Origin of the sequence: Polycladospora coralii, from assembly GCF_014773435.2 — a bacterium.
In the GTDB taxonomy this organism is placed as follows: domain Bacteria; phylum Bacillota; class Bacilli; order Thermoactinomycetales; family Thermoactinomycetaceae; genus Polycladospora; species Polycladospora coralii.
The window spans coordinates 1-12,063 of record NZ_JACXAG020000010.1 but is presented as its reverse complement, the minus strand read 5'-3'; the positions used below and the strand labels follow the sequence as shown (position 1 = coordinate 12,063).

At 38.7% G+C, this 12,063-nt stretch carries 15 protein-coding genes; 13 read left to right on the top strand and 2 right to left on the bottom strand.

Annotated elements, in window-relative coordinates; genetic code table 11:
* Window positions 1-10 precede the first annotated feature (10 nt).
* From IC619_RS14850 to IC619_RS14795, 12 genes are all read left to right on the top strand, one after another.
* Window positions 11-922 (top strand): type II secretion system F family protein, encoded by a 912-nt coding sequence (locus IC619_RS14850; RefSeq protein ID WP_191140963.1) that lies wholly within the window; start codon window positions 11-13, stop codon window positions 920-922.
* Window positions 923-1,016: 94 nt separating this feature from the next.
* Entirely contained in the window at window positions 1,017-1,265 is a 249-nt protein-coding gene (locus IC619_RS14845) for a hypothetical protein (protein WP_191140964.1), read from the top strand.
* Window positions 1,266-1,362: 97 nt separating this feature from the next.
* Entirely contained in the window at window positions 1,363-2,697 is a 1,335-nt protein-coding gene (locus tag IC619_RS14840) for a vWA domain-containing protein (protein ID WP_191140965.1), read from the top strand.
* 277 nt (window positions 2,698-2,974) lie between these two features.
* Window positions 2,975-3,940, top strand: coding sequence for a hypothetical protein (locus IC619_RS14835; protein WP_191140966.1), 966 nt, complete (start codon window positions 2,975-2,977; stop codon window positions 3,938-3,940).
* A 16-nt stretch (window positions 3,941-3,956) separates the two neighbouring features.
* Window positions 3,957-4,790: a hypothetical protein gene (locus IC619_RS14830; protein ID WP_191140967.1), complete on the top strand. Its 834-nt coding sequence runs from the start codon at window positions 3,957-3,959 to the stop codon at window positions 4,788-4,790.
* Between the two features lie 21 nt (window positions 4,791-4,811).
* Entirely contained in the window at window positions 4,812-5,504 is a 693-nt protein-coding gene (locus IC619_RS14825) for a hypothetical protein (RefSeq protein ID WP_191140968.1), read from the top strand.
* 39 nt (window positions 5,505-5,543) lie between these two features.
* Complete coding sequence (locus IC619_RS14820) at window positions 5,544-6,128, top strand: pilus assembly protein TadG-related protein (protein ID WP_191140969.1); 585 nt, start codon at window positions 5,544-5,546, stop codon at window positions 6,126-6,128.
* A 14-nt stretch (window positions 6,129-6,142) separates the two neighbouring features.
* On the top strand, window positions 6,143-6,517 hold the full coding sequence (locus tag IC619_RS14815) for a TadE/TadG family type IV pilus assembly protein (protein ID WP_191140970.1): 375 nt from the start codon (window positions 6,143-6,145) through the stop codon (window positions 6,515-6,517).
* A gap of 22 nt (window positions 6,518-6,539) precedes the next feature.
* Complete coding sequence (locus IC619_RS14810) at window positions 6,540-7,403, top strand: M23 family metallopeptidase (protein WP_191140971.1); 864 nt, start codon at window positions 6,540-6,542, stop codon at window positions 7,401-7,403.
* Window positions 7,404-7,432: 29 nt separating this feature from the next.
* On the top strand, window positions 7,433-7,951 hold the full coding sequence (locus IC619_RS14805; RefSeq protein ID WP_191140972.1) for a hypothetical protein: 519 nt from the start codon (window positions 7,433-7,435) through the stop codon (window positions 7,949-7,951).
* Window positions 7,952-7,974: 23 nt separating this feature from the next.
* Window positions 7,975-9,291 (top strand): hypothetical protein, encoded by a 1,317-nt coding sequence (locus IC619_RS14800; RefSeq protein ID WP_191140973.1) that lies wholly within the window; start codon window positions 7,975-7,977, stop codon window positions 9,289-9,291.
* Window positions 9,292-9,434: 143 nt separating this feature from the next.
* A complete protein-coding gene (locus IC619_RS14795) occupies window positions 9,435-10,208 on the top strand; it encodes a hypothetical protein (RefSeq protein WP_191140974.1) in 774 nt (257 codons plus the stop codon).
* 149 nt (window positions 10,209-10,357) lie between these two features.
* On the opposite strand, the gene IC619_RS14790 is transcribed toward IC619_RS14795, so the two are convergent.
* The gene (locus IC619_RS14790; protein ID WP_249669890.1) at window positions 10,358-11,173 is read right to left on the bottom strand and encodes a M23 family metallopeptidase; all 816 of its coding nucleotides are present in this window, start codon (window positions 11,171-11,173) and stop codon (window positions 10,358-10,360) included.
* 188 nt (window positions 11,174-11,361) lie between these two features.
* On the opposite strand from IC619_RS14790, the gene IC619_RS14785 reads away from it, so the two are divergent.
* The gene (locus IC619_RS14785; RefSeq protein WP_191140975.1) at window positions 11,362-11,619 is read left to right on the top strand and encodes a hypothetical protein; all 258 of its coding nucleotides are present in this window, start codon (window positions 11,362-11,364) and stop codon (window positions 11,617-11,619) included.
* Window positions 11,620-11,713: 94 nt separating this feature from the next.
* Here the strand turns inward: IC619_RS14785 and IC619_RS14780 are convergent.
* A partial coding sequence (locus IC619_RS14780) for an IS3 family transposase (protein WP_213260945.1) occupies window positions 11,714-12,063 on the bottom strand: 350 nt, incomplete at its 5' end.

Below are 12,063 nucleotides of genomic sequence, written 5' to 3'. Positions count from 1 at the left end.
ACTGAATGATATGTTTTTATTCTATTTATTAGTTATTGCCATATGGGGCTGTCTGTTGTTTGCTGCTATCTCTTATTATGCTTATACGGCTGCAAATGAAGAAGTGAAAACCAATCTGAATGAGTTTATTCCACCGTGGAAGGTCATGAAGCAAAAAGCAAAGAAAACAGCAATTCTACAAAAATGGATGGATCAATTAGCACCTACTGGTCGTAAAATTCAAGTGCTAAGTGATTCCGAGGAATTTGAGATTGTGCTGACCAAAGCGGGTTATCCATATAATCTGAATGTAAATCGTATGCATGGAGCTAAGTTACTAGGAGCGATAGCAGGTGCCATTTATGGGTTTTTCTATTACGCGATTGGACTTCCTTTAGATATTGTATTCTTTATCTTCTCGCCCATGATCGGATATGTGAGCCCCATCTATTTCGTTCGTTTCCTTGCCAAGCGGAGGCAGGAACAAATTCGACTCGATATGCCAGATTTCCTCGATATGATGAGTATAACGCTTCAAGCTGGTATGTCGATGGATGACGCACTTGCTTACTATGTTGAATCTTCAAATGGGCCTCTCAGTGAAGAATTTGGGCGACTCAATCAAGAAATCAAATTTGGTGTACAACGTGAAACGGCTTATCGCTCACTCATGAAACGAACGGATTCACTTGAATTAGAAGCATTACTACAATCTCTCATTCAAGCGCATAACCTCGGAACCCCCGTTGCCGAAACCTTCGCCCAGCAGGCCGACGAAATGCGCAAAATGCGAATCGAAAAAGCAAAAGAACAAGCAGGGAAAGCAGCACCTAAAATATCTCTGGTAAGTGGTCTCATCATCGCACCTTCCATCATGTTATTAATTTTAAGTTCTATCATTTATGGCTACTTCATCGCCCAAGATATATTTGGTGGATTTTAAATTTCATGAAGGAGGTGAGAAAAAAGAATCGAATTGATGAAGAAAAGGGAACTAACACATAATTATTATGTTTTATTAAATAAGGAGGATTATGATGAATAAAAAAACATTATTTAAGATGCGTTTGCATAATGTTAAAGAATTTCTACCTACTTTCAAAAGTAAGAAAGGCTCCCCTACTCTAGAGTATGTATTAATTATTGCAGCTGGAGCAGCAATGGCAGGGTTATTATTGGCTGTGTTTAAGGATAATGGTACAGATATACAGGAAAAATTTAAAACTAAAATTATGGATACTATTACTGGAGCAACTGATTCGAGTGAACCTAAACAAAAAGATTAATAAAAATACAAATGATATGATATGTTAATTTTATTTGACCTGATCTGTTTACTATGATCAGGTCAAATAAAATTAAATAGAAAGGCGGGGGAATAAGATGGATATTAAGCGTTTTTATCCGATTGGACTATCTCTATTCTTAATTATAACAGCTTGTAGTCAAACTACATCAGTACTACCTAAGCAATCGATATCAAAAGAAAAGGATGAAAAGAGTCAAGAAAAGCCAGCTACAGATGTTGAAGGGATTTTCCAAGAGGGTCCAGGGGATTTTGCTGGAACAGCGTATGATGAAAAAAAGCTTAAAGCTGAATTAAATAACTTTCCCAAACACTTGAATAATGAAGAAGTGTATGAGAGGTTAATCCCCTTATTAGCTGAAGATTATCAATCGTTGGTAAAGAAAATCGAGGAATTTGATACGTCTCTTACACTAAAAAAAGCACCTACAGATGGAAATATAGATGAACCACAAATGAAAGAGGAGACAACACGGGTCTCTATTCTGCTGGATGCGAGTGGCAGTATGGCAGGCAAAGTAGGTAGTCAAACTAAAATGACGGTAGCAAAAAATGCAATAAGTCGCTTTGCTTCTACGCTTCCCGAAGAAGCTCAAGTCTCTGTCCGTACTTATGGTCAAGGTGGTAGCAATCAGGAAAAAGATAAACAAAAATCGTGCGAAAGCACGGAGCAAATTTATCCTTTTGCTAACTACGATCAAGCTAAATTAGAGCAATCACTTGAAAACGTAAAACCGACAGGTTGGACTCCGATAGCATCGGCCATTGAAGCAGTACAGTCTGATTTTGATGCGAGTGGGGATAGCAACGAAAATATCGTCTATATTGTTAGCGATGGAATTGAAACTTGTGGTGGTGACCCAGTTGCTGTAGCCAAGCAATTACACGAATCCAATATTAAAGCTATGGTTAATATTATTGGCTTTGATGTAGACGAAAATGGTGACAATGCCCTTAAAAAAGTAGCAGCAGCAGGTGGTGGGGAATTTGTAACAGCTGATTCTGCAGAAGATTTACGTAAGTATTTTGATAAGAAAAACCAAGAACTATGGTGGAATTGGGATCGATGGGGAACACAAGCATGGTTAGAATTAGATAAACAATATATGACAAAGGTATCCAAAGTAGAGGATATTGCTGGTTATGGGTCAGGTGATTTATACAAACTAGCAGAATTAGAAAATAAACGATTTAATTTCGCGATTAAATACCTAGAGAAAAAAGAAATGATTACATTCGAAGTTAGACGAGAATTACAAAACAAACTTAATTGGCGTCAATCAGAAGTAAGAAGTTATGTTGATGAGAAACGAGATGAATTAAGAAATGCATTGGATCAAAATAAAGAACAACTCGAAGAGGTAGCTAAGGAACGTGAAAATGAAATGAAAGATAAGTACAACAAAGATTAAAGTGAAATAGAAGATGTCATATAATCAAACCTTTAGGTGGCGGTAATGGTACATAAATACTAATGAGTTATAACTCTAGTGTGAACCTCCATAATACGAACAAGGTACTGTTACCTACTTCGCTTGTCTAACCAATTTACACGTAAGTTTTAGTAATTTATGCATTGGTTATTAATAAGCAATCGTATCGATTAACCATATGTAAGATCGCTAATATGGGAGAATAAAAAAATCTATGTACTTAATTAAATATCTTGTAAAGGAGTGATCTTCCGAAATGAAAAAATTGATGGTTATGAGGCGTTCTATTGCAATCTTCTTACTTTTAATTATAACAAGTATGACCCTCTCGCCCTTTGTTCAAGTAGCACATGCAGGCTTTTATGAAGAATATCTTAAAGGTTGGTTCGTTGTACCAGAAGTAGAAGAAAGTAACATTGAAATTAAAACGCCAAAAGTGGATACACCGAAAATTCCTGATCCAGGTCAGCCTCCTAGTGCTCCAGGTGCCAAGAATCCTGAAAATGACGGTGGACCAGATTGGTGGTCATACACAAAATTTTATACTAAAGATATTTTTTCTGATTTTATGAAAGAACTACCTCGACTCCCTGATAATCTAGATAATTTAGACAATAGCCACTTAGGAGTCGGGGGGAATATGTTAAAGTCACTTGTCAGAGGCGGAATAAACGTTTACGCTGAGGACGGGTCTGCTATTAAAATAGCTGTCGATACATGGGATGGTTATGATAAAGGTAACGAAATCTGGGCTGGATACACCAGCTATAAACAAGTACAGGGCTACAGAAATTTAGCAGATAATGCAAAATCACTTAAAGCATTTTATACTTTTGAAGAAGCAGCTTCAAAAGTAGCTCCTGTCACGAAGTTTGCAAAAGGAATTGCGGGCTTGAATATTGCGGTTTCTGCAGTTGATGGTTTTTTTAATGTGAAGGATGGATGGGAAGCAGGTCAAAAAGCGGATGCGGCTACTACGGATGCAGAACGTTCCAAGTATGAGGAGAAAGCTACAGATAGTTATGTGAAAGCAGCAGGTAGCGTAGGAGAAGGATTAATGGCAGCGAGCGCCTTTGCTGGTGGACCCACTACACCGGTAGGATTAGGGATGCTTGCAGTAGGTGGCGTATTATGGGCGGGAAGTGCCATATATACGAATCGGAAAGGGATAAAAAAGGGGTTAGACAAGGTTGGTTCTACTATTAGTGGATGGTTTGATTAAGAGAGGAGTAAGGAAAGTGAGAAAAAAATTAAAAATCGAATTGGTTAATCCATATCCAGAGGAATCGGAATTTATTAGGTCTATTGTTAGTAAATTTGTAAGAGATAATGAATCATTTTATGCTGATCCTGTTAGGGGCTATATAGATGGAGAGTACTATTTTTTAGCTTCATTTTTTGTAGGAAACATGGACGAACGAAATAACAATAGAGGCTTTTTAGCCGTTCGTGAAGATGGGTATATTCCTAATAAAAAGAAGGCAGAAGAAGTGCTTAAATTACTAGGTTTTCAAGACTCTTGCTTAAAAGGTCTTTGTCTGACAATAGGAAAAGATCGATATGAAAGTTCGATGGACATGTGGCATGATATTGAATCTATTCTTAAAAATATGAAATTGAATGTAGATCATACATTGGCAGAGGATTATCAAATGTATTTAAGCCTACCACGTGTCATGTTTGAGACACAAAATGAAATTTATAAGCTTGTTGAACGAGGTACTGAGATCCTCAAGGAACAGTCGACTCATTTTACGATCACCCCTGAAATGGGTAATGAATTAGAGTATCTATTTAATACTATGATGAGTCAGATTGGTAAACAGTTCGAGATATGGCATGATACGCAAGAAAGTCGAAAACGCTTTATCAAGCAGATGCGAAAAAGAATATCTATTTTTAATGTCCCTAAAAGATATGAATTACGTAAACTAGCCAAGTACAATAAAGCGATATTAGTAGAAGGTGAAACGAAGAAAATGCATGATGAAGTGATGGCGGATATAACACGTCAGAAAGCAAGTGCTGAGGGACAGAAAAAACAACTCGAAAGTTTACGTAATCCAGAGTAAAGAGCGCAAGGGAGATATATCATGAATGTACTCAAGCAATCACTTGCATTTTATCGCGAGCATTTTTTCAAGATACTATTAATTGGTTCCGTGTTTGTATTACCGGTTTTATTTCTAGGTTTTCTAGTAATTGGTGTCATTTATAAATACTACAATCTCTATAATCTAACTCTTCTAGCGGATGCTTTTTACAGCTTTGCCATTTTACTTACGATCATGTTTGTACAAATCCCCTTTGTGCAGATGGTGAAAGATGAAGTATTGGAGGATGGTTTATCGCTTCGATCCGCTTTTGTGAGCATTTTAAAGTATGGATTTATAATATATGTGATGGGAATCTTTTATGCAATCGCAGTTATAATAGGGAGTATACTTTTTATCATTCCAGGATTTATCATTATGGTACTTCTCTTCTCCTTTCCACAGGCAATCATATTGGAAGAGGAGAAGTGGAAAGAGGCTTTAAAAAGTGCCTTTCAATTTGGGAAACAAAATCTTTTCAAGTTACTCATCTTTATCTTGTTATTTACAATTGGAGAATGGGTAGTTGAATTTGTTGTGCAATTTGTCACCATTAATTTTATTACGCTACGTTACCTTTACATCATTTTGATCCTATTATTTACGAATATGTTATTCATTCCCCTATTCTCCTTTATCACCTCTTTTAAATTTTTAGACTGGTCAGGAGAAATTGATTTAGAAGAATATTAAGCTCGCACAAGTTATCAAGGAAACGGGAGGATATGCTGTGTGTGGAAGCGTTTGAAGAGCAAGAAAGGCAATGTGACCACGCTGTGGCTTGCTGGATTACCCATGTTTGCACTATTGATGCTAGCTCTGATATCAATGCTTACGGCGTGGCTTTCGCATTCATCCATGCAGGTAGCAGCGGATGCTGCCAGTCTTGCGGCTACGAAGAAGATGGACAAGTTGGTACAAGATGAAATTAATGATCGAATAGCACGGGTCATAGAATCGAATCAATATCGACCAGTTGATGAGCAAATTATAGACCCCTACTATTATGTAGTGGGAACGAAGCGGAAAAAGGAACGATTAATTCGCTATGTCATTAATCACCACCAATCAGAATTGATTGCAGAAGTGAAAAAGTATGTGAAAAAAAATGGTGCTAGTTCGGAAGGTGTCATCACTTTCTTTGTGAATGGCAGGATAGAGGTGGAAGCGCGAACACCTTATTCCCCTGCTCTCTTTGAAGAAGAGTTAAGTGAGCAGTTTAAGGATGCATATGTAAAAGGAAGAGGAACAGGTCCTACTCGTGACTATATGAAATGGATAACCAGTAAAAATAAAATAAAGGTGAGCTATGATTAGATTGGATGATGGAGATGAAGCCAGTCTTTAGATTATTAAAAAATGATAAAGGATCAGCAACGGTTGAATTTTTAACGGTTATGCCTCTCGTTGTTTTTATGTGTCTGTTTGTATGGCAATTTTATGTAGCGGGAATTGCCATTATGGAAACCAATAATTTGGTTCGAGAAGGAGTCCGCATTGCTGCTGAGAGCAAAAATGAAAAAAAAGAAGAAAAGCGGGGAATGAAAGTTTTCCCTGTAAGGGATAACTTCAAACTTGAAACTTATGATGTCGTATACAAAAAAGATAAGGTGAGAATTAAAGCAGAGACGAGTATTGAGTATGTGTTCTTACCTTTTCCCCCTTTCACATATAAGACATCTGCTCAAGCGCCTATTATTGAATAGCAACTTTTACAAGGAGGTTAGAATGAAATCATTGACGAGTACGACGCTGATAAAGGTTGGTCAATCGCGTAAGGGGGCTTCAACGGTTGAATTTTTAATCATTCTCCCCTTGTTTATCTTACTTGCCCTTGTATTATGGCAACTGGTACTAGCGGGGCTAGCGGTGATGAATACACAAGCGGCTCTCCGCGACGCAGCTCGTGTCGCTGCGACAACAGGTGATGAGAAAAAAGCGGAAGAGGTAGGGCGAGAGTCGTTTGGAAAATCTAGTCAGTTTAAATTAAAAGGGCTAAAGGTTGAGATTGAGAATGAAGAAGTGACCGTTTCTGCCAAAACAGAAATCAATATGATATTTATGAAAAATATGAAGCCGATGTCCTATTCGGATCGAGCGGAAGCGCCTGTCCTAAAGGCATACAGTGGAGCGTATGGCATGATAGGCGAAGCTGGTGGCCCCTTACTTACAGAAGGCGGTATATTGGGTCCTCCGATTGGAGTGTGGAAAAAGACTTCAGGGTTTGGGTATAGGGTGCACCCAGTCACAGGTCGATTAAAAAAACATACAGGTCTTGATTTAGGAGCACCACATCTAACACCGATCTATGCAGCAGAAGCAGGTGTGGTTACCCGAGCTGGTGCTTCAAATGGGTATGGGAATCTCATTGTAATTGATCACGGTAACGGCTTAGTAACCCGTTATGCCCATATGAAAAGATCGTCCATATACGTACGTGTAGGGGATCGCGTGTCACGAGGACAACATATTGCGGGTGTTGGGAGTGAAGGTGTTGGCACAGGAGCTCACTTACATTTTGAGGTCATGTATAATGGAGTTTTTGTAAATCCAGAAAAATATGTGAACAGATCCATGGTAGCTAGAAATTAGATATTCTAAATGGAGTGTGGAATGAAGTGGTGATGCGTAGTAAGGGGATTAAAGTGATTGCAGTCCTATTTATCATATACGGAATGGTACTTACTTTTTATCACATAACAATGAGTAGCCCAATTAGTGAAAATGAAATGATTTGTTCGGCAATTATGGGCTGTAACTTACAAGAGTGGAGTTTTGCCAAGCAATTGATCTATCTCTTTTTTGATGGTCTTTTCCCCCTTTTTGCAGGTATCGGTCTATTCTTACAAGAGCGCTGGGGTTGGTGGATAGGGACCACCTTTCTTTGTTATGGCATCATAGATAAGCTTATGGTGATCAGTATGCTATTTCAACTAGGCGGATCGATCTGGGAATCTTATAATATACTGCCACTGGTGTATCTCGGAGCTTTCTTAGCATCTTTTATCTTTCTAATAAACGGAAATGTACAAGCTGTATTTGCGATAAAAAAGCAAAGTTTGAGTATACATTTAGCGATATTGATTGGGATATCAACTATGGGATTCATAACGAAAGAAATCCTTTTGCATACGCTATAAAACGCAGAATTGGAGAAACGAACATGAAAAAATTAAGCATTTCGATCATTCTATTTCTCGCTTTAGTCGGTTGTCGCTTTTTCGAAGAAGAGAGCGTGTCACCTGCTAGCCTAGCGGAAGCGAAAGCTGGATTGATAACGATTCTGCCTAAGGATATCGAATTCATTTCTTTGGAAGAAACACAGTTGATTGCAGAGAGGGATATGGCCCCTTCCCTGCCAACGAAGGATTTAAAAGTAGCTTTAATCGATTTTGATCAAGATGGTGTAAAAGAAGCGGCCTCTTTTTATCGGGATAAGAAAAGAAATGAAGTTGGTTTTATCGTCGCTACGAAGAAATCTTCAGGGTGGAAAGAAGTGGCGCAAGGTAAAGTGAAAGGGGAAAATCTAACCTATGGCGCATATGAAGACCTAACCGGTGATCAAGTGCCAGAGGTTATTTTAGGTGTTCGTGAACAGGAGACGTCGAAGACGATTGTATTTCCAGTCTCGGAAGCGGGTAAACCACTCTTAGAAGAGAAGGGGAGTCAGCCTTTCGTAACAGATTTAGATGGAGACAAGCAGAATGAGATTCTTATTCTAAACGAAAATAAACGTTCGGCCTCGCTTCTGAAGTATCAACAAGAAAAATTGGTAAGTGAGGATGAACTCTCATTAGATACAGAATTGGATCAGATTACGCTGTTTGTAGGTGGTAAATTAGGCGCGAATCATCATGGTGTGATCGTTCGGGGTGTGGATGGAAATGAGCAAGAGAAAATCGTGGCAATTATAAAAAGAAACAACCAATTGACTACCCTTAGCCCAGAAGGGTTTGGAGAATCCCAATTACCACTACCTAAAAATATCGTGATCTCAGATATGAATAAGGACGGAATTATAGAAATACCGATGCTTATTAAAGAAAAAAATGCCTATTTAGAACCGTTATTAACATGGTATCAGCTCGAACAAGATGGAAAATTGAAAATGATCGCGCAACAAGCCTATCAAGAGGATCTACATTTCAAGTTAAACTTTCCTCAAAAATGGCTAGGAAAAGTAGGGTACAAGCACTCAGAAGGAGAGTTTTATTTTTTCCCCAAAGAACAGCTAGCAGGCTATGAACCTACTACAGTGCTCTATATCGCGCGGTATCAAAATGAAGCGGAGTGGAAACAACTACAAGCCCTAAATGAGACAAATGGCCTATCTAGTGAAGATGTCGTGTTAGGAAAAGAAAAAGACGGTGTGATTTGGATTACTTCAACACTGAGTGATGAATTTAGTGATAATTCTCACCCTCTGGTATTAAATGCTGAAGAAGTGAAAAAGTTAGTAGAAATAAAAAATGTAGAGTAGTTAAGCAGTGTCGATTAAACAAAATAAACATGGAATAAACTGACGGATGATCCGCTCGGGACAATACTTGGGATGGGGTAAAAGAGGCATGGGATAATCCAGGTGATACAGTTGTAAACTTTATCTATGACCATGACCAATTTATGGAAGGTTGGAATGGTGTAGATGCGGATGGAAAGCCCGTACCTGCCTTAAATCGTGTCTGGAATATGGTAGAAGCGGCGCCTACACCTGGTAAAGCGATCAAAGTGGTATCGATATTAAAAGGTATTTTCATTCACAAAGGATGCGGTTGTCCAGACGGAAAAGATAAGGTTTCCGACAAGGATAAAGAAAATGGCGGATCTAGTCCCCAAGTTAGTGACCAAACTAAAAAGCATATTCATGAAGGTGAAAGAGTGGACGACCCCGATCTTCCTACCCATGGTAAATGGAATGGTTCTGGCCTTCACAACTGGAATCGCATGAAGGAGTTGGCACAGGAGCAGAACATGACTTTTAACTCCATTAGACTAGATCAAGATACGGGAGTGCGTAGAGTGGAAGTTGAGTATGATCACGTAGATAAAACACAAGATCAATCATGTGGACGAAGAGAGCGGTATGAGTCAGAGTGTCCCAAATCCTATTCCATTGAATATGTGCCATACCTGCTTCATTTGATCTCCGATGCTAGAGAACGTTACCAACATCTAAGTAAGTATGGTGATGACTACCTCTACGTTTCCTGGATGAAAGTGCCCGAGTGGATAGGCAAACGTTTTTTAGCACTAGGTGGAGGAAATATAAATGTGCCTTGCTTTATGAAAGCGAATTTCGACGACGAGGCGTATCATTTACAGGGGGAGAAATGGATTCAGTTTAATACGTTTATTGACAGTGGTGTGATGAAAGAGGTTGAGGATGGATATCGTTAGCAGAGCTAGAATCTGAAGGTGCTTTGTCCATATATATCTGGATCGAAATGCATATTTATATGAAACATACACCTTATTATTACCGCCTACAATCACTTCGCGGAGGAATAATAAGGTGTATTGTCATGTCATACATCTAAGCGATTGGATCAATCATATACTTGAACTTTTGCATATGTAGACGTATTATGATCTTTTTTTAGATAAAATTCCGCAGTATTATTGGTACCGTCCACAAATTTATTGATATCTTTAACGTTGTAAGTGACACCGTGTTCTAAATAGATTTTGGCAACGAAATCATCTGGATTATCTGGATCGTATTCCCACACTGTATAATATCCTTCTGGTCCACTGATTAACTCGAATCCAACATCTCCACCTGTTGACTTACGAACTGGACTTTGGAATTTAAACTCTACAGGATCGCCTACTTCATCCCATTGTCCATTACCACCAGGAACATCTGAGCCACTCCCCAAATAACTCAAAGGATTCAAACGATAAGACTTACTATTGTTCCATGATGGTGAGTGCAATTCAAAGTGAAGGTGCTGTCCAGAGGAGTCGCCTGTATTCCCCATATAGCCAATGCGTTGTCCTTGAAATACGCTATCACCTGGGGATACGGTTCTAGAACCGCTTCTCATATGTGCATAAACCGTTTCATAGTTTTTACCATTAATGGTGTGTTTGATAAACACAACCTCTCCGTAGCTACTACTAAAGTAAGATCGCGATACTGTACCTTTGGCTGCTGCTTTAATGGCTACGGTACCTCCTTGTGCGATATCAATGCCGTAATGACTACCACCAAACCCTTGTGTCACATTACTACTACTACAGCAGGGCCAAGCGAAATTCGTCGAAGCCTCTGCTGTAGTATTTGTCCCAACGAACATTGCTCCGAAAAATAACGTACACACCAACGATACGCGTAACATAATTTTAATCGATTGTACCAATTAAGCCACTCCTCATTTGTTGTATGATTTTTTCTTAATTCCAATCATAGCAACTGGAGGGAGCTTATTATTGTTAACTACTGTTAACTCTACTTTACTATCTTATTTGCATCTATCTGAAAAAAGCAATAATGCATGACTCTCCTCCGTCTAAATAATGGATGTAATTTGCAGGGAGGATGGTATTTATGCAATGGCGTCAACTCATTTGGGGCTTTGTGGTTACTACGTTGATCATATGTCTAAGTTATCTAAGTTTTAATGAGCTAGGAAATCAGTGGGAACTCGCACAATCTAAGGTTGATAGGGCGAGCTTAGCTTTTACGCAAAAAATGGAATCTTGGATTGAGGAGGAGACTCAGTTGCGGATAAAAGGGTTTGAGGCAAATAATCGGGGGAGAGTGGAGTATGGTGGCTGGTCAGTTCCTTTCTTATCCCGAATATGAAGTGATAGGAACAGCGGAAAAACGAGAGAAACTGATCGAATATATGATAAAGAAGAAAGAAAATGACGTGACCTACTGGACTGTCAACATAAAACTAGACAATTTTTTTAAGGTGTTTGGATTTGTACTCAACAGGAGTTAAATAGTCTAGAGTACTGTGAATACGGATGTTGTTAAACCAATGAACATAATCAAATAATTCTCGAGATAGATGCTGTAGACATTTAAAGCTTGTACCGTTGATAAATTCCGTTTTGATGAGCTTGAACGTTGCTTCAGCAACCGCATTATCATGTGGTGATCCTTTCAGGCTCAAGGACCGTTGGATTTGGAAAGTTGTCAAAGCTTCATCGATCAATCGATTATTGAATTCACTCCCACGGTCAGTATGGAAAAGCTGAATTTTCCTTAAATCGTGCTTAATCGTGGAAAGTGCATGGTATA